The following is a 19,524-nucleotide window of genomic DNA, read 5'->3' as shown; positions in this document are numbered from 1 at the left end:
CGATATGTTCCTGCGACGGAGAACGGTCCGTGCGCGACGGCGTTCTGCAGACGAAAGGGGAGGGATGATGTTTCATCATATTCTTGTCCCGCTCGATGGTTCCTCTCTGGCTGAACGCGTCTTGATGCAGGCAACCGCCTTGGCGAAGGCATTCGGGGCGCGAGTGACTTTTCTGAGGGTTCTTGAAGAACAGTGGGGGACATGTCTTCAACCTGTCGACCCGCTCGAGTGGGAAATGTGCAAGAGCGAAGCCAGATTATATCTGGAGGGCCTCGCAACCGCCTTTCAACAGGCGGGACTGCAGGCCGATTTCGCAATGTTCGAAGGATCCGCCGCGCAGCGTATCATGGACTACATTCAGTCGCACAAAGTCGACCTCACCATAATCAGCAGCCATGGGCGGAGCGGATTGAGCGAATGGAACTCCGGCAGCGTCATCAGCAAAATCATCTTGCGTTCCCGCGTCTCGACACTGATCGTGCGCGCGTACCTTCCCGCCCCCCAAGAAGGTGCAGGGTTCGAGCGCCTGATGGTCCCGCTGGATTGCTCCAAACGAGCCGAATGCGCGCTCGCGCCCGCAACCGCTCTTGCGCGTGCTTGCAATTCGCGCATCCTGATCGCGCACGTGGTGCGAAGGCCGGAAATGCCTTGCCGCACTCTGCCGACCGAAGATGACCTGGAACTCGCCAATCGGCTGATCGAGCGCAACCAACGTGAAGCGCGAAAATATTTTGAGACGCTGCGCTCCCGGATGCCCGGAGATGTTCACATCCGCCTTTTTGTGGATGAAAATGTTTCCGGCCGGCTGCACGAGTTGGTCAGAGATGAGAAAATCGACCTCGTTATCCTGAGCGCTCACGGGTTTTCCGGCGGCACAAAATGGCCGTACGGCAGTGTTGCGAGCAACTTTATTCTCTTCGGAACTGTTCCGCTGCTGGTTGTGCAGGACCTGCTGCCCGAGGAAGTCGAGTTTTCGGAGCCCGAACTGAGTGCCGTCCAAAAAAAAGGGCATTGAAATGGCGCAGAAGGTTCAGGAAATAGCGGAGCGCGTTTCCTCCGACGAGCGCCGGCCCGTCTCACCCTCGCTTGAACAGCACGCCCGGCTCGTTGCCACCCAACACGTTCTCCTGCATAAAGCGGGCAAAGCGCGCGCCATGCTGGACCGGCTCGAAGCGCAGGAGGACCTGCTGAACCGCGCGTACCGGCATTTCGCGACACCCGTAGTCAAGGAGCCGGGTCAATCCTACGCGGCTGAATGGGTGCTCGATAATTTCCACATACTTCAGCAGGCGGTGCGCGAGATCCGGGAGGACATGCCCGAGGGTTTTTACCGACGGCTGCCGAAACTGAAGGATTCCATCCCGGAGTTGATGCCGCGCGTGTATGCCGTCGCGCGTGAAATATTCCTCGCGTGCGCGGGGCATTTGCACATGGAGACTACCGTGCGCTTCGTGCAAGCGTATCAGGGAATCGCATCTCTTTCGATCGGTGAAGTCTGGGCGTTGCCGGCCATGCTGCGGGTCATTGTCGTCGAATATGTCTCGCGCGCGCTTTCCCGCCTGATTCGGCTTCCCCTCAAACCGGAGCAGACCCCCTCAGCCGTCCTCAAGCTGCCGGACGAGATCTCCGATGAGCAAATTGTCGCCAACGCCATCCTCAGTTTGCGCATGGTCGCCGATGAGGATTGGAAGGATTTCTTCGAGCGCGTCAGCTTGGTCGAACGGGCGCTCAGAAATGATCCGACCGCCATTTACCCCGCAATGGATTTCGAGACGCGGGACGCGTACCGCAAAAAGATCGAAGATCTGGCGCGAGCAGCCGGTGCAAGTGAAGTCGACGTCGCAAAAGAGGCAGTCGCTCTCGCCTTGGAAGACTCGAGAAGGGCGGGCTCGCCTCAAACGAGCCATGTCGGCTACTATGTTGTGGACGCCGGAAGGACGGCGCTGGAGCATCGCCTGCAGTACCGGCCCGCTCTCTTTTCCCGTCTCGGGCGCTGGCTGCTTGAGCATCCGTCCCCGCTTTACCTGTCCGCCATCTGGTCCACCACCGCCGCAATCGCGACGGTTGTCATCCTGTACGCCGCCTCGCTAAATGCGCCCGCGGCACAAATCTCCGTGATATGCCTCCTGTTCTTGATTCCGCTGTTGCGCATTTCTACCGGAATCATTAACTGGATCCTTACGCATGCGCTCCCGCCCCGCGTTTTACCGAAACTGGATTATCGGAAAGACTTCTTGGAATCCCGAATCATGGTGGTTATCCCCACCCTCCTGACGGATAGCGAAGAGATCAAGTCACTGCTGCGGCAGATCGAACGCCATTATCTCGCAAATGCTGATCCCCATATCTCGTTCGCCCTGTTGGGTGACTTTACGGACGCCCCCGCCAAGCACATGCCGGGCGATGAAGACCTTGTCGCACAAGCCGTCAGAGGAATCCAGGAGTTGAATGCGCGCCATCCCCGTGCAGGTTCAAATCCGTTCTCCTTCTTCAACCGCGAGCGCGAATTCAGTGCCTCTGAAGGCGTATGGATGGGCTGGGAGCGCAAACGCGGAAACCTGCAGCAACTCAACTACCTCCTGATGGGGAAACCGTCCACCTACACGGTCCGGCAGGGCGACCTCCAGATTCTGCCCGAAATCAAGTACGTGATAACGCTCGATGCCGATACGGTTCTTCCCCACGACAGCGCCCGAAAGCTGGCTGCGGTTTTCGCGCATCCCCTGAACCAGCCCCAATTTGACGCGGAAAATCGCTTGGTCTCAGGCTATACCATCCTCCAGCCCCGAACCGAGGTCCAGCCCACCAGCGCAAATCAATCCCTCTTTACCCGCATTTTCGTCGGCGATACCGGGTTGGACCTCTATACCCGTGCAGTATCGGACGTATACCAGGACCTGTTTGGCGAAGGCATCTATGTCGGTAAGGGAATGTATGAGCTGGCGGCTTTCGAGAAAACGCTCGAGCGCAAGCTGCCGGAAAATGCGATCCTGAGCCACGACTTGATCGAGGGATTGCACGGGCGAGTGGCTTTGGTGAGCGACGTCGTTTTCCTCGAGGATTACCCGCGCAATTTTCTCACATTCATGCACCGCCTGCACCGGTGGGCTCGCGGCGATTGGCAGCTTTTGCCGTGGCTGTTCTCCGGCAAGCTGTTTCATCGGGACGAACGCGTCAATGTGGCAAGACTTCCCGCGATCAGCCGCTGGAAAATTTTTGACAACCTCTGTCGCAGTCTTATAACACCCTGCCTGTTTGCTCTTCTGGTCCTCTCATGGTTCTGGTTTAAAGGATCCGCATTTGTCTGGACGCTCCTGTTCATTCTGGCGCCGGCAGTCCCTCTCGCCGCGGCCGTAACCATCGATTGGCGGAAAACCAACTCGATGCGCCTTGCTGTTATGCGCGCCGCACGCTGGTTCCTCGTCCTGGTATTCCTGCCGTACGAGAGCCTCGTTATGCTTCACGCCGTCCTGTCCACGCTTTTCCGGCTCGCGATCAGCCGAAAGCGCCTCCTCCAATGGACTACCGCGGCGCATGCAATCCACATCTTCAAAAAAGAGAGAATGATGCCGATGTTCTGGCAGCAGATGTTGTTCGCGCCGCTGATCGCAGCGATCACCGGCCTGGCGCTTGCATTTGCGCGCATACGCAGTTTTCCCGTGGCCGCCCCCCTCCTGTTCCTGTGGATTCTTTCTCCGCAAGTGGCATATCTTTTAAGCCGGCCGTACCGTAAGAAAAAGAAGGCGCTGCCGGACGACCAGCGCCGGCGGCTTCGCTTCATCGCTCGGCGGACATGGCTTTTCTTTGAGCAGTTCGTTGGACCTGAGGATCATTGGCTTCCTCCCGATCATTTCCAGGAATCGCCCCGCGGGCTGGTGGCTCACCGCACTTCGATCACCAACATCGGGTTAATGTTCATCTCAATCTCAGCCGCTTACGAATTGGGCTATATCGGCGCACTGAATATGGTCTCACGCCTGCGCAATGCTTTCGAGAGCATGCACCTGCTCGAACGCTACCGCGGACACTTCCTCAACTGGTACGACACCCGCACGCTCAACCCCCTGCCACCACGATATGTTTCGACCGTGGACAGCGGAAACCTTGCAGCATGTCTCATTGCGCTGAAGGAGACCTTGCGGGTTTACGCTGCTTACCCCGTCATGCCGCCACAGCGCTGGCAGGGGTTGACGGACACTATCGCGGTGCTCGATGCGGCCGCTCAAGACTTACGGCACGTCCCGCAAGGAGCCACCGATTCCCTGCTCCGGCAGTTGGCAATGATGAGGGAGCGCGTGGAGCGAGCCCAGCGGAACACGCCCTTGCGGATGTCCCTACTGAATGATCTTGAAAGCGATCGCGTCGAGCTTGAGCGTACCTTGATGGCGCTGATGAGCGATCATGTACAGACCCTGGGCGCCTCTTCCTTGAACAGCCTGCGCACCTGGTCGGAACGCATCCGCCATCACCTCTTTGACATGCGGCGCGAGCTGGATACCCTGACGCCGTGGCTGTCCCTCCTCGACAACCCGCCGCCATCTTTAAAGCCTTACCGTGATTCTGAAACGGCACTGCTTGCGGAAATCGAGGGAAAACTGCAGGGAGCACTCCATTTTAATCGAGTGGCGCCCGTGGCGCATGAAGTCCGGCAACTTATCCAGCGCCTGCGCGAACATGTGCGAAAAGATGCCTCCCTCGAAATCGAGCAACAACGGGCGAACGAGTGGCTGAATCGTCTCGAGCGCCAGGTCTTCGCTTCCGAGGAAAACGTGAGACAGCTTCTTGATGATTTCCAGGATCTGATACTGCTTGCCGAGATGAACATCCGGGAGATGCAATTCGGATTTCTTTTCGACTGGAAACGTGAAATCTTCCATATAGGCTATAACGTCGACTCCGAACAACTGGACAACAACCGCTACGACTTGCTCGCGTCGGAAGCGCGAATCGCCAGCATCGTCGCCATCGCGAAGGGCGACATCCCCCAGAGCCATTGGCTGCACCTGTCCCGGCCGCTCGCCCTTCTCGACGGCACGCGCGGTTTGTTGTCATGGGCCGGCACCATGTTCGAATATCTGATGCCCGCCCTGCTTCTCCGCCAGTACGACAACTCGCTGCTCGAACACAGCAGCCGCGCCGCTGTCAAGCGACAGCTCGAGTACTGCAAAAAGAAAGACGTGCCGTGGGGAATTTCCGAATCCGGCTATTACCGCTTCGACATCAACATGAATTACCAGTACCGGGCGTTCGGCGTGCCGGGACTCGGCTTCAAGCGAGGATTGAGCGAGGACTTGGTGATCGCGCCATACGCTTCACTGCTGGCGTTGCCGGTTCGCCCGCGCGAGGTCATGCAGAACGTCGAGCGCCTCATCCAACTGCAGATGCTCGGGTTGTATGGATTCTATGAGGCGGCCGATTATACGCCGGCGCGCCTGGTCCTGGGACAGGAGCGATCAATCGTGCGCTCCTTCATGTCGCACCATCAGAGTATGATCCTCCTCTCGATCGCGAATCACCTGCTCGACGATGTGATGGTCAGGCGCTTTCATGCCGACCCCGCCATTCAGAGCAGCGAATTGCTCCTCCAGGAGCAAGTGCCCTACGGAGCCCCCATCGAGAGATTCCCGATCGAAGAGGTTGCGGCCGCCCTCATGGCACATCTCCCAATAACGGCCACACCATGGCAGGCGCCGGTTCATTCGGCTTTTCCTCAGGCGTATTACCTGTCCAATGGAAACTATGGAGTGCTGATAACGAGCGCGGGCAGCGGCTGCAGCATATGGAAAGATATCGATGTCACCCGCTGGCGCGCCGATACGACACTCGATGACTGGGGAACCTGGATTTACGTCCAGGACCTGGACAGCGAACAAGTCTCCTCCGTCGGCTATCAACCGACCGCCACCTTGCCGCAGGACCGCGAAGTCTTCTTTTATCCTCACAAGGCGGATTTCCGCTGCAAAATGGGCGACATCATTGTGCATATGGAGGTGACCGTGCCGCCGGAAGACGACGGTGAAATCAGACGAATAACCATCACGAATCAGAGCGCGTGGCCGCGGCGCCTCGCAATCACCAGCTACGCGGAAGTGGTGCTCGCGCCGAGGGAGACCGATCGCAGGCATCAGGCCTTTAACAAGATGTTTATCGAAAGCTCGTTCGAAGCCGGACTGAACGCGCTGGTGTTCAACCGCAGAACCCGGTCGCCGGGCGAATCCCCCGTTCATCTCGTCCATATGCTCATTCTCGAACCGGGAATCGGACCGGCAGGCATGCACGAAACGGAACGGCGCAATTTCATCGGCCGTGGCAAAAGCCTTCGCGCTCCCGCGGCCATCGGACGCGAAGGTCCTGTCATGTCGAATACTACCGGCGCAACACTCGATCCCATCATGGCGCTCGGCCAGGAAATCATAATCGAGCCGCACGCATCCTTGCGGGTTGCATTCATTTCGCTGATCGCCGAAAGACGAAGCCAGGCGCTTGACCTCGCGAACCGGTACCAGGAATGGCATATCATCGACCGCGCTTATGAAACGGCCCGGGCCCGAAGCGAACTCGAGCTGCGGCAACTGAAGGCGCAGGTGGATGACCTGCAGCGGTATCAGCAGGTGCTGTCCCTGTTGATGTATCCACACCACGCCTTGCGAGCCGAGCCGGCCGTCCTGGCGGCCAATTCGAAAGGACAACCGTCCCTGTGGCCCTTCGCGATTTCCGGAGACTACCCGCTACTGCTCGTCCGCATCGGGAGAGAAGAGGAAAGCCCTCTGGTGCGCGAGTTGCTCAAGGCGCACACCTACTGGCGAAACAGAGGTTTGAAAATCGATCTGGTCATCCTCAACATGCGCGAGACCGGCTACTCGCAGGAGCTGCACAACCATCTGGTTCGACTCCTCGCCCAGTCCCAAAGCGACACGTGGTTGAATCAGCGGGGAGGCATCTTCATGCTTCGAGCCGATCAGATGAGCGGGAACGAGCAATGCCTGATTGAGACGACCGCCCGAGTTATTTTGGACGGCGAGAAGGGCTCCTTCGCGCAGCAGCTTGAAAAACTCCAGAAGCCTCCCGTTTACCTTCCCGCTTTTGTCCCAACACCGCCGCCGGAAGCCCAAACCAATCTGTCGGCGCCCCCCGTTGAGCGACCCCGGGACCTTCTGTTCGATAATGGAATCGGCGGTTTCAGTCCCGATGGAAAAGAATATATCATCTACATTCAACCGGACCGGTGGACGCCGGCCCCGTGGATCAACGTGGTCGCCAATGCGGAATTCGGTTTCTTTGTTTCCGAGGCCGGAGGCGCTTGCACGTGGGCCGCCAACAGCGGAGAGAACCGACTCAGCTCGTGGAGCAATGACCCGGTGCTTGACCGGCCCGGCGAGGCGCTGTACCTGCGGGATGAAGAGACCGCCGAGGTCTGGTCGCCGACTCCCCTGCCCGCCGGAACAACGCTTCCCTACCTCGTTCGCCACGGCGCCGGCTATTCAAACTTCGAACACAATAGCCACGGCATCAGGCAAATATTGACTCTGTTCCCGGCCGAAAATGCGCCACTCAAGATCGTGCATCTCAGGCTCGAAAACCTCTCCCAGCGGACCAGGCGAATCACCGCGACCTACTATGTTGATGCCGTCCTCGGCAACAGCCGGGAAAATATGCAGCAATACGTCATACCCGAATACGACCAGGGGGCGCACGCAATTCTCTTGCGCAACCCTTACAACGTCGATTTCGGCGAGCGCGTTGCATTCCTGGCCACACAAAGGGAACCATTCGGATTTACCACCGATCGCACCGAGTTCCTCGGGCGGGCAGGCGACTTCAAGTTGCCGGCAGCCCTGAAAAGGGTCGGCCTGTCCGGAAACGTAATCGCGGGAATTGATCCCTGCGCCGCGATTCAGTTGCACATCGATCTGTATCCGAAAGAAGCGGTAGACGAGTATTTCCTCCTCGGACAGGGGACCGATCGACAAGCGGCTCTGGACATCATCGCGGAATTTCAGGAGCCGGCCCGCATCGAATCCGCATTGACGGAAACCAGGAGGAAATGGAACTCCCTTCTCGATCGGGTGCAGGTGGATACGCCCGACACCGCGATGAATCTGCTGCTCAACCGATGGCTCCTGTACCAGAACCTCTCGTGCCGGGTCTGGGGCCGAACCGCCCTCTATCAGTCGAGCGGAGCATTCGGGTTTCGCGACCAACTGCAGGATGTGGTGGCCCTCTGTCATACAGCCCCGGATATCGCGCGAGCGCACATCCTGCGGGCCGCACGCCACCAGTTCGAGGCGGGCGACGTGCTCCACTGGTGGCACCCGCCGGCCGGCAAAGGAGTCCGTACGCGCACCTCGGACGACCTGCTGTGGCTGCCCTTTGTAACGGCAAAATATGTTTCGGAAACCGGAGATGTCACCATCCTCCATGAGCAGATCCCTTTCCTGCACGGAGACCCCCTCAAGCCGGATGAGGCCGAGCGCTACGGACAGTATCCGCTCACCGTCGATATCGCTTCTCTCTATGAGCACTGCCGCCGCGCCATTAGAAAAGGTATCACCGCCGGACCCCATGACCTGCCGCTCATGGGAACCGGCGACTGGAACGACGGAATGAGCAACATCGGCGCCAAAGGAATTGGCGAGAGCGTCTGGCTCGGCTGGTTCCTGTGCGCCGTGCTAAATGAATTCATTCCGATCTGCAGACTGCTCGATGACGAAGATAGCGCTTCCGCTTACTCGCGCCGAATCGAGCGCCTGCAAAAAGCAATCGAGACCCATGCGTGGGACGGCGAATGGTACCTGCGCGCCTATCACGATGACGGCTCGCCTGTCGGTTCTTCGCGAAACGCCGAATGCAAGATAGACTCCATCGCCCAATCATGGGCCGTTTTATCCGGAGCGGGCGATCCCCAACGGAGCCAGAGAGCAATGAACGCGGTCCTCCAGCACCTCGTGCGATTGGAAGAAAGACTTGTGCTCCTGTTTACGCCGCCATTCCATAGGACGTCGCACGATCCCGGCTATATCAGGGGATACCCGCCCGGAATTCGCGAAAACGGCGGCCAATACACGCACGCCGCTCTCTGGGTCGCCTGGGCCTTCACCAAAGTGGGCGAAGGCGAGTGGGCCGAATCTCTGTTCCGACTGTTGAACCCGGTGTATCACGCCGATTCACCCGAGAAAATGGAACGCTACCATGTGGAGCCGTACGTCGCCGCCGCCGATGTCTATGGCGTGCCTCCATTCGTCGGGCGCGGCGGTTGGACCTGGTATACCGGCTCTGGCGGATGGATGTACCGGCTCGGTCTCGAGGCCATCCTTGGCCTGCGCCGGCGCGGTCAATTCCTCGAATTCAACCCCTGCATCCCGAAATCGTGGCCGCAATTCAAGATCACATATCGCTTCGGCGCCGCCGAATATCATATCCGCGTGGAAAATCCCCAAAACATCAGCAAAGGAATAAAATACGTTGAAATGGATGGAAGGCCCGCCCTCGATAAACGAATCCCTCTCAAAGACGACGGCCGCCGGCATGAGGTGATCGTGCGAATGGGGATCGACTGAACGACAACCAGGTGTTCCGCTATCCATAAAAAAATTCCGGGAACGCAACTTAACGCTGCGTCCCCGGATTACGAAGACAAGGTTCGGGCGGCTTACCTATTCAGCCTCATCCTCCAGAATTGTGACAGTCACTTGCCCGGGTCCCTCAAGAGCCTCGCCGGAAAGCGATGGGCCCACATAACTCGCTTCAAACGTTATGGTGTTATCGAAACATGACGCAGTTTTAAAAGCGGCGCCCGTAAAAAACGGCAGCGCGTGCCATATCTCGCCGAAAGCATGCGTCGTGGTGTCAAAACTCCCCTGCCCGAAAATCGTCCACGTGGCGCCCGGCCTGATGCCAATAGGCTTTCCACTGCCATCCTGGAGAACATTATGGTTCCAGGTGAAAACATCTCCATAATAGGTGACCCAGAATCCGTAAAACGACATGCATGTGTCTGCGCATGTCGGACAGACGCTTATATTGAGCCCCTGCACTTGACCCGAGACTACATCAAACTCGATCTCTTCCCCCTGGGAGGTCGCTCCAAGGTAATGCCCATCGATCGGGACAGCCGCCTCCACAACAACAGCAAACATGAAAATGAAAAGAATGACTGTTACCGCTGTCAATGACTTGACCATTTTTGGTATCCCCCCAATTCTGCCAAAGCCAGTTTCACAAAAACGAGTTCTTACGATTAACATCACCTCCCCCGCCTCTTCAAATATCCGCTTATAATAGTCCTGAATCGCCATCTCCAATAACTGTTCAGCAGCGGCAGGCGGCTATGTTAATCAATTGCGATAATTATATCATATGTTTATCGTTTTGAGCACAGATCCATGAACTTTTTCCATTTTTCCTCTGCGCTCTTTGCGCCTCTGCGGTTAAAAAATGAACCCTTGTCCAAGGACAACCTCGTAGAACCAGCAGGCGAATCTTTCAATTATCTTTGGATAGCAGAATGATATTGTGATCCAGGGCGGTCTTATTTGTCGAGCTTCGAGAAATCGGGCGCCTGTTTGTGATAATCGGTATTCTGCTCAAAGGTATACGCCGCCCGCAGTATCGTTTGCTCGTCGAAAGGCTTGCCGATAATCTGCAGCCCGATGGGCAGGTGGTTAGACGAGAATCCGCAGGGAATGACCACCGCGGGGATGCCGGTAAGATTCACGTTCAGGGTGAATACGTCGGAAAGGTACATCTGGAGCGGATCATCGACTTTCTCGCCGATCAGGAACGGCGGCGTCGGCGTTGTGGGAGTGAAAATGACGTCGCATTTCTTGAAGGCTTCTTCGAAATCCTGCTTGATCAGCGTTCTCACTTTTTGCGCTTTGAGATAATACGCGTCGTAATAACCCGAGCTGAGCGCAAAGGTGCCGAGCATGATGCGGCGCTTGACTTCCGAGCCGAAGCCTCCGCTCTTGGTGTTGTAGTACATGTCGAACATGTCGCCCGACGACGGACTGCGGTAGCCATATTTGACCCCGTCATACCGCGCCAGGTTCGAGCTGGCCTCGGCGGGCGCAACCACATAATACACCGGCAACCCGTACTCGGTATGCGGCAGGGAAATCTCGACCGATTTCGCCCCCAGACCCTCGAGCAGCTCGACAGCGGCGCGCACAGCACGCGCCATTTCAACGTCTATCCCTTCAATAAAATATTCGCTGGGCACCCCGATCCGCAGCCCCGCCACATCTTTCACCAGACTCCCGGTGAAATCAGGGCTCTCGACTTCCGCCGAGGTCGAATCCCATGGATCATGGCCGGCAATTACGTTCATCAGCAAAGCCGTATCGGTCACATCGCGAGTGAGCGGCCCAATCTGATCGAGCGACGAAGCAAAGGCTACCAGCCCATACCGTGAAACCCGACCATACGTCGGCTTCAGTCCGACTATCCCGCAGAATGCGGCCGGCTGGCGAATCGAGCCGCCGGTATCAGAGCCCAGTGAAAGAATCGTTTCGCCCGCGGCGACGGCAGCCGCCGAGCCTCCGCTCGATCCGCCGGGCGCACGCGCCGTGTCCCACGGGTTCCGCGTCGGCCCAAACGCCGAATTCTCGGTCGAAGAGCCCATCGCGAATTCGTCGAGATTCGTCTTGCCCACAAACACACAATCAGCCGCCTTCAAACGCGCGACCACGGTGGCATCATACGGTGCGACAAAGCCCTTGAGAATTTTCGAGGCGCATGTGGTTTCCGTCCCCATCAGACACATGTTGTCCTTGAGCGCAAGCGGGATTCCCGCCAGCGGCGAGAGCGCCGATCCCGTGCGTATCTTCTTATCGACTTCCTCCGCCTTTCGCAAGGCTTCCTCTTTCATCACGGAAAGATATGCCTTCAGGAGCTGATCGCGCCGCTCGATGTTTTCAAGCACCTGCTCGGTAATCTCTGTCGATGTCGTCTCGCCCGACCGAAGCATCTCGCTCAGCCGATGAGCCGGAAGCAGCGCCAGATCCTTCCCATTCCTGTTCTGCATCGTCTTCCCTTACTCGATTACCCGCGGAACCACATAAAAATTGTCTTCGCGCCGGGGCGCATTCGCCAAAAGCTCGGAAATGGGAGAGGATCCCTCGCGCACCTTGTCCTCGCGCATCGGGGTCTTCTCGAAAAACATGTGCGATGTGGGCGCAATCCCGCTAGTGTCCAGCTTTTCCAGCTTTGCCACATAATCCAGTATCTCATTCAATTGCGAGATGAAGCCCTCAAGCTCCTTCTCCTCGAACCGCAGGCGCGAGAGCTGGGCGACGTGTTCAATAATCTCGCGGGTTATTTTCATCGTCGATCTCCATTGTCAGTTCGTTTCCATCGAGGAATTATACAGAATCGGCCCAAGCATCGCAAGTCATTCCCAATCGACAAGACAACCTGTCTAGCGGTTGCGACAGAGAATGGCACAGGCGAAGGGGCTGGCTCCATTTACGAAATGTGAAGGGGACTGACACCATTTACAGAATTCGTCTCAAGATCAATTTCGCCCACGCGCTGAGCCCCCACGCGCCTCCATTACATTCCCCCTTTTTAAAGGGGGACTCAGGGGGATTCCCCTTTCCGCCTCCCCGGAGCCCAAAGCTGAGCGAAGCGAAGTCCCGCGCTGCGCGGGGTGGATTCGGGCGTGTCCCCGGAGCTTGTCTCATTGAATAGTAGAATGGCGACTGTCCCCGGAACAAGAACCAGTCGCTCAATCGTCGGACAGTTACCCCTTTCTCTGCCGCTTTGACAAGGCCGAAACGCTGTGCTACGCTTTTTAGGATGAGCAAGAACATCCTCTTGATCGCCCCCCATATCCACGATTTCGCCGCATACGACCTCTGGTTGAAACCGCTCGGCCTCCTCTATGTTGCCTCGGCCGCCGAGGCAACCGGCTACTCTGTCCGCTTGATCAACTGCCTCGACCGCCTGCATCCGGCCGCACAGACACTTGACCGCAAACATCGTTCAAGATCAAACGGAAACGGAAAGGGCAAATTCAGCTTCGAGGAAATACCAAAACCCGCTCCCCTCGCCGCGATACCCCGTACATTCAAGCGCTACGGAATACCGCGTGACGTCTTTCGAAGAGAGCTCGAGGCCGGACCTCGTCCGCATGCCATAGGCGTCGGCTCGATGATGACCTACTGGTATCAAGGTGTGGCAGAAACAATACAAATTGCGCGTAAAGTCTTCTCCGATGTGCCCATCATTCTGGGCGGCATATATGCTACGCTTTGCCCCGACCATGCCCAGAGTCATTCGGGCGCCGATTACATCATTCAAGCGGCGGGCGAGCGGCAGTTCACCGAACTGCTGCAAAAACTTGTCGGGCCCGGAGAAATCCGCGACCACCATAAGAACGGCCCGGCCTACCATCTGCTCGAACACGTCGATTCCGTGAGCATGACCACATCATACGGGTGCCCGTTCGCATGCGCCTATTGCGCCTCCAAATTGCTTCGCCCCGCTTTTCGGCAGAGACCGGTCCGTGAGGTCGTCACTGAGATAGAGCACTATCGACGACAACGAGATATCCGCGATATCGCTTTTTACGACGACGCGCTCCTTGTGAATCGGGAGAACCACATCAAACCGATCCTGCGCGAATTGATCGACGGAAAAATAAACGTCCGCCTGCACACCCCCAATGGGCTTCACGCAAACATGATCGATGAGGAACTGGCAACCCTGATGAAGAATGCCGGTTTCGCAACCATCCGCCTCAGCGTCGAAAGCATTGATCCCGCACTCATGAACGACTCCTGCATGAAGGTCACCGCCGCCGGATTCCGGCGCGGCGTGCACAATCTGATCGAAGCGGGATATGAGCCGGCCTCGCTCGAGGCTTACGTCCTGATGGGCATGCCCGGCCAGCCGCCCCAAGCAATCGAGGAAACCATGCGATTCGTCCACGGCGAAGGCCTGCTCATCCGGCTGTCCGATTTCTCCCCCATCCCCGGAACCCCCTGCTTTGAGGCGGCGAGGACGACGTGGAACCTGGACCTCGGTGAGCCCCTCCTTCACAACAGCTCGGTCCTCCCCTACCTTGTCCCCGGAATGCTGGAGCAGTACCAAGATCTCAAAGCGCTCGCCCGCTCCCTCAATGCAAACCTTCGTGACCCTGCGCTCGAATCCTGAGATATCCGCATCCACGCTGTTCCATCCCGAAAATCAGCCGCTTCTTTCTGCTATTGATCAGTTTTCTTTGGATTTTTTTGAGAAATGTTTACTCATCGCAACGCTCGCCATGCTCAACTAGCAGTTTCCGGCCGCCAATCGTTTCAAATGAAACGCTATTAAAACAGTTGAAACATGTCCGCCAGTTTCATGAAACGCCTGATACCGAAGGAGTTCCGCGCCTAAAACACCGACTGAGGCGCTTTATCAGCGAGCAATACACGAGCAAGTTGATCAAGATTGTCAATATTGTTCTCGCAACAACTAATTGAAATTGCAACCCTTAGCTTATCTTAATCTAGTACCTGCGCCCGGGAAACCGACCGGCCGGTCGCTTCCTCCATCGAGCCGGCAAGACCAACCTCTTTTTTACTGGCACAGTAATTGCTCTTCTAATAACTGATGTTTGTCTGCATGCAATTGCAGTGGGGTCGCGCAACGACCCGCAGACATCTTTCTCCTCATTGGGCTGGGTGTTTGGGGTGGCACCCAGCCTTCTCTCCTTTCGGCGCCGACTTCATTATCATCTTCGTTCAGCCTATCAGCCGATTCATGTCCTCATCTCCAATTATGATATGATCCTTGATTGACTATGGGAAGTGTTGCGCCTGCATCCGCCTCTCGAAGCCGTCAATTAAACGAGATAACAAGTCGATGACGAAGATATCTGCGGAACTAAAACTCTTCCTCGCATGCTGCATGATCACCCTGCTTTTGCCCGCCTCGCATGCCCCTGCCGAACATATCCCTGCGGAACAGGTTGAAGAAACCTTACGCAAGGCTGCCGCATATTTTCAATCCATTTCGACGAGCGGAGGGTATGCGGGCATTTATTCGCTTGATCTGGAGAAGCGATACGGGGAAGGGCTCTACGAGCCGGTAAGTCCGACGCAAATCTGGGTGCAGCCGCCGGGAACTCCCGCTATCGGGGACTCTCTTCTGCGGGCGCACCTGATCACGGGCGAATCGATGTATCTGGCGGCGGCAAGGGAGGCGGGAAGGGCTCTGTGCTGGGGGCAGCGAAAAGCCGGGGGCTGGGATCACCTGGCGGACGTATCCCGTCTGCGACCGGATTCGGTATATCCGGAGCGGAAGAGAGGTGCATGCACATTCGATGACAACATCACGCAAGGAGCTTTAAGTTTTCTGATCAACCTGGACGCAGTTCTGGACGAGGAGTGGCTGTCAGATTCCATACGCCTCGGTCTCAACCATATCCTCGCGAGCCAATTCGAGAATGGAGCCTGGCCGCAGTGGAATCCGCTGAAGTGGTGGCATTATTTTTTCAATGGATACCATGACTATTATACGTTTAACGACGGGGCGATAAACGATTGCATCAAAGTTCTGCTGAAAGCGCATGGGACGTTCAAGGAAGATGCCCTTCTGATAAGCGCTGCCTCCGGAGGCGATTTTATCATTTTCTCTCAGCGTGCCGGTCCCCAGGCGGGCTGGGCCCAGCAATACTCGCACGACATGGAGCCCGCCCGGGCGCGATCCTTCGAGCCGCCCGGACTATGTTCGGCAGTCACCGCACGCAATATAACCACCCTCGTCGATTTGTTCTTATACACCAAGGACGAGCGATTCCTTGCTCCCATTCCGGCGGCAATCGCGTGGCTCGAGGAATCGAAGATCGGAAAAAACCAGTGGGCGCGCCTGTACGAACTGGAAACCAACCGGCCCATCTACGGCGACAAGGATGGAAAGATTCACTACGACTACAATGAGATCAGTGAGGAGCGAAAACGCGGGTATGCTTGGCAAGCCGAATTCGGAATAGCGAGCGCCATCGGGTATTACAACGAAGTCAAGAAGATTGGTGCGGCCGAATATCTGGCCCGAAGTTCGAGTCCGATCAACCCGGCACAGCGCGTTCAGAAAGCGGATCAGTTGGGCCAGGAGGTCAAAGCGATTATTGCCAGTCTCGACGAGAAGGGCCGCTGGATTGATGACGGGAAAATATATTCTTCCACGTTCGTCCGGAATGTAAACCTGCTGTGTGACTATCTGGAACTGGTCGCAGTGTCTCCATAAGCGAAAGGGACTGGCTCCATTTACGGAACCAGCGGCGGGGACTGTCCCAAGCGAAGGGGACTGGCTCCATTTACGGAACCAGCGGCGGGGACTGTCCCAAGAATTACGGGCCGGTCTTTTCGGCCGTAGATTCGGGGCTGTCCCCAAGCATCATGGTGCCTGTCCCCGAAGCAAAAACCAGTCGTTCAATCGCTGGACAGTCTCGCTGTCCCCAAGCATCATGGTGTCTGTCCCCCGAAGCATGACCGCAGCGATCACATGCCTATGACGCTGACCTTGCCTGGCCTGCCACGCGCCTCGCGCGGTTCACCGCCTCGCCGAATCCCCCTAGCACGGTAGGCGCGAATTCATTCGCGCTCTCTTTCGCACCTTCCGCCTGCATATCTCGGCACATGCATCGGTGGCACAGGCTTCCAGCCTGTGGCTTTCAATTCCATCTTCTCTGCCCTAGCATTGCTTTGCCGCAGAATATGCGATATCATTGAAAACGTTCCTGTATCCGATCACTCTTTGTAGTAACAGCGGAACTCGCACTATCCCATTTCAGGAGTACGCAGCTTGCAGGGAAAAATCATATCTCATTACAGAATCATCGAAAAGCTCGGCGAGGGCGGCATGGGCATCGTTTATAAGGCCGAGGACCTCAGGCTCGAGCGGGTCGTCGCTCTCAAAGTCATATCTGAAGACCGGGAAAAGGACAGCCAGGCCCGGGAGCGCCTCACTCGCGAGGCGAAAGCCGTCGCACGGCTGGACCACCCCAACATATGCCCGATCTATGAGATCGATGAACACGAGGGACATTCGTTCATTGCAATGGCGTACGTCGAGGGACGCACCCTGAGAGAGATTCTTCTTACCGGCCCCCTCGACGTCGACAAGGCGATCGATATCGCGCTCCAGGCGGCGGAAGCCTTGCAGGAGGCGCACGCCAGAGGAATCGTTCATCGTGATTTGAAATGCGCGAACATCATGGTCACTCGCGGCGGTCAGGTGAAGGTGATGGACTTCGGCCTGGCGCGAATGGAAGGCGTCGAGATAACCAAGCCACATTCGATCACCGGCACCATCGCCTACATGTCTCCCGAACAGGCCGAAGGCAGGCCGATCGACCACCGGACGGATATCTGGTCGCTCGGCGTGGTCCTCTACCGGATGTTGACCGGAGCGCGCCCGTTCCGCGGCGATACCGCATCCGAAATGATCAGCTCGATCCTGAAGGACCGGCCGCAACGCATGAGGAATGTCTTCCAGGAAGTGCCCGAAGCGCTGGAGTATGCCGTCCAGAAAATGCTGCAGAAAAACCCGAACGACAGGTACGAAAACATGGCCGCCCTCATCGCTGATCTGCGCCGCATCAAACAGGGCGGCGCCGGAAACTCGATCCGGCCGGCCGCAAAGGTGCCTTCCGTGGCCGTGCTCCCGTTTGCGGATATGAGCCCGCAGAAGGATCAGGAATACTTCTGCGACGGCCTGGCCGAAGAAGTCATCAACGCGCTGGCGCAGCTCAAGAACATGCGCGTCATCGCTCGGTCATCAACGTTCTCGTTCAAGGGAATGGAAAAAGACATCCGCGACATCGGCCGCGCGCTCAATGTCGATGCCGTCCTGGAGGGAAGCGTCAGGAAGGCGGGCAACCGGCTCAGGATCACCAGCCAGCTCATCAATGTCGACGACGGCCACCACCTCTGGTCGGAGCGGTACGACCGCGAGGCCGGCGACATTTTCGCGATCCAGGATGAAATCACGCATGCCATCGTCGACAAGCTCAAGGTGAAACTGCTCGAGGAGAACCGCGGAACCCTCTGCAAATGCCAGGAGATGGACCTCGAGGCCTACGACCTGTATCTGAAGGCGCGCCACTCATTCAACAAGTGGACCGAAGAAGGGATCAAGGCCGCAATCGAACTTTTCAGAGAGGTCATAAAGAGAGTCCCCGATTGCGCGCTCGGCTATTCCGGCCTCGCCGACTGCTACAATGTCCTCCCCTTTTTCAGCGCAATCTCATCGAGACGAACCTATTTCACGGCCAAAGAGGCCGCGCTGAAAGCCCTTGAACTCGATGAGACGCTCGGAGAAGCGCATGCGTCGCTGGCATCGATTCTCATCCGCTATGAATGGAATTGGGAGGATTCGCAAAAGGAATACAGACGGGCGCTCGAGCTGAATCCCGGCTACGCGACGGCTCACCACTGGTATGCGATGTACTTCATGTACGCCGCCAGATTCGACGAAGCCATCGAAGAGATCAAACAGGCGCATGAGCTCAATCCGCTGTCGCCGATGATCAACGCGAATTTCGGAATGATCCTCTTTTATGCCGGCTTCGAGGACATGGCTATCGATAAATTCAAGAGAGCGATCGAACTCGATCCTACGCTTCCTTACGCCCACATGCAGCTTGCCGGCGCCTACTTCCAGAAAGGGATGCTCCAGGAGGGGCTCGCGGAAATCGAGAAAGAAAAGCGCATCTGCGAGAACCGCAACCCCGGCGCCGAGGCGTTCCTCGCATCGTTCGTCGCTCGCATCGGCATGAAGGACGAGGCCGTGCGAATCCTGCGCCGCCTGTTGGAAACCTCGAAAAGGATGTACGTCTCGCCCTATGCGATCGCGCGCATCTATTCCGCCCTCGGAGAGAATGACGAGGCCTTCAAGTGGCTCCAGAAAGCATACGAGGAGTGCGACCACTGGCTCTGCTTCCTCAAGGTGCATCCAAATAGCGACAGCTTCAGTTCCGACCCCCGCTTCTCCGCAATGCTGAGAAAAATAGGATTGCGGTCGTAGCGCAGGCATATTGCCTGCAATCTTCCCTCATCGACAAAGCGGAGCGCCTAAACTGCTGAGCTACCCGAGGTCACCACCTTGGCGCGATCCCGCGCCCCGCGGGATCATTTCTGACTTAGCTCTTTTGTCATTCTGACCCCGCGCTTCGCGGGGGAAGAATCTCTCTTCTTCAACCGCCGATAACCGCCGACACGCGCCCGTTGATTCATCCCGCGCCCCGCGGGAACGCGCCTTTTCTTCGTCGTCATTCCTGCATGCCTTGGGCAGGAATCCAGAATACGCGGCGTCAGCCATGCCTGCCACGCGGCTCGCGTGGTCATACTAATCTACCTCTTCTCGTTGAGCAAAGCGCCTAAACTGACCGCGCCTCGCGGGAACGTGCCCGTCCACTCTTCCTGTTATCGCCGGAGTGTGTTTCCCCCTTTGGAAAAGGGGGACTAAGAGGCTGTCCCATAATTATGTTTTTCAAGACGCTCAGACCTGTTAAGGCATTGCATGCTGAGGGAAATTGAG

General features: G+C 57.2%; 9 protein-coding genes. 5 read left to right on the top strand and 4 right to left on the bottom strand.

Annotation, left to right across the window (positions count from 1 at the left end; all coding sequences use genetic code 11):
- Positions 1–4: 4 nt before the first annotated feature.
- Complete coding sequence (locus C4520_01790; protein ID RJP25777.1) at positions 5–1,015, top strand: universal stress protein; 1,011 nt, start codon at positions 5–7, stop codon at positions 1,013–1,015.
- Positions 990–9,557: a cellobiose phosphorylase gene (locus C4520_01785; GenBank protein ID RJP25776.1), complete on the top strand. Its 8,568-nt coding sequence runs from the start codon at positions 990–992 to the stop codon at positions 9,555–9,557. Before C4520_01790 ends, C4520_01785 begins: the two co-directional genes overlap by 26 nt.
- Positions 9,558–9,653: 96 nt before the next feature.
- Here C4520_01785 and C4520_01780 read toward each other — a convergent pair whose 3' ends face one another.
- The 3 genes from C4520_01780 to gatC all read right to left on the bottom strand — a co-directional run bounded on the left by C4520_01780 (position 9,654) and on the right by gatC (position 12,322).
- Positions 9,654–10,295 (bottom strand): hypothetical protein, encoded by a 642-nt coding sequence (locus C4520_01780; protein ID RJP25775.1) that lies wholly within the window; start codon positions 10,293–10,295, stop codon positions 9,654–9,656.
- A gap of 233 nt (positions 10,296–10,528) precedes the next feature.
- The gene (gatA, locus tag C4520_01775; protein RJP25774.1) at positions 10,529–12,022 is read right to left on the bottom strand and encodes an Asp-tRNA(Asn)/Glu-tRNA(Gln) amidotransferase subunit GatA; all 1,494 of its coding nucleotides are present in this window, start codon (positions 12,020–12,022) and stop codon (positions 10,529–10,531) included.
- A 9-nt stretch (positions 12,023–12,031) separates the two neighbouring features.
- Complete coding sequence (gene gatC, locus C4520_01770) at positions 12,032–12,322, bottom strand: Asp-tRNA(Asn)/Glu-tRNA(Gln) amidotransferase subunit GatC (protein RJP25773.1); 291 nt, start codon at positions 12,320–12,322, stop codon at positions 12,032–12,034.
- A 473-nt stretch (positions 12,323–12,795) separates the two neighbouring features.
- Here gatC and C4520_01765 point away from each other — a divergent pair, with 473 nt between their 5' ends.
- The 3 genes from C4520_01765 to C4520_01755 all read left to right on the top strand — a co-directional run bounded on the left by C4520_01765 (position 12,796) and on the right by C4520_01755 (position 19,011).
- A complete protein-coding gene (locus C4520_01765) occupies positions 12,796–14,154 on the top strand; it encodes a radical SAM protein (protein ID RJP25772.1) in 1,359 nt (452 codons plus the stop codon).
- A gap of 693 nt (positions 14,155–14,847) precedes the next feature.
- Complete coding sequence (locus tag C4520_01760) at positions 14,848–16,230, top strand: hypothetical protein (protein ID RJP25771.1); 1,383 nt, start codon at positions 14,848–14,850, stop codon at positions 16,228–16,230.
- Between the two features lie 558 nt (positions 16,231–16,788).
- A complete protein-coding gene (locus tag C4520_01755; GenBank protein RJP25770.1) occupies positions 16,789–19,011 on the top strand; it encodes a hypothetical protein in 2,223 nt (740 codons plus the stop codon).
- A gap of 104 nt (positions 19,012–19,115) precedes the next feature.
- Here C4520_01755 and C4520_01750 read toward each other — a convergent pair whose 3' ends face one another.
- Positions 19,116–19,331 carry a hypothetical protein gene (locus C4520_01750; protein RJP25769.1) on the bottom strand — a complete coding sequence of 72 codons (216 nt, stop codon included), beginning with the start codon at positions 19,329–19,331 and terminating at the stop codon, positions 19,116–19,118.
- Between the last annotated feature and the right edge of the window lie 193 nt (positions 19,332–19,524).

This window comes from Candidatus Abyssobacteria bacterium SURF_5 (assembly GCA_003598085.1).
Classification (GTDB): Bacteria; Abyssobacteria; SURF-5; order SURF-5; family SURF-5; genus SURF-5.
Note: the sequence above shows the minus strand (reverse complement) of the source record. Positions and strands in the feature narration are given on the sequence as shown.

What these genes read in the sequence shown, in the direction of transcription:
- C4520_01780 (RJP25775.1), bottom strand. Translation starts at nt 10,295, where the DNA reads ATGGCGATTCAGGACTATTATAAGCGGATATTTGAAGAGGCGGGGGAG.
- C4520_01760 (RJP25771.1), top strand. Translation starts at nt 14,848, where the DNA reads ATGACGAAGATATCTGCGGAACTAAAACTCTTCCTCGCATGCTGCATG.
- C4520_01790 (RJP25777.1), top strand. Translation starts at nt 5, where the DNA reads ATGTTCCTGCGACGGAGAACGGTCCGTGCGCGACGGCGTTCTGCAGAC.
- C4520_01765 (RJP25772.1), top strand. Translation starts at nt 12,796, where the DNA reads ATGAGCAAGAACATCCTCTTGATCGCCCCCCATATCCACGATTTCGCC.
- gatC (RJP25773.1), bottom strand. Translation starts at nt 12,322, where the DNA reads ATGAAAATAACCCGCGAGATTATTGAACACGTCGCCCAGCTCTCGCGC.
- C4520_01750 (RJP25769.1), bottom strand. Translation starts at nt 19,331, where the DNA reads ATGACCACGCGAGCCGCGTGGCAGGCATGGCTGACGCCGCGTATTCTG.
- gatA (RJP25774.1), bottom strand. Translation starts at nt 12,022, where the DNA reads ATGCAGAACAGGAATGGGAAGGATCTGGCGCTGCTTCCGGCTCATCGG.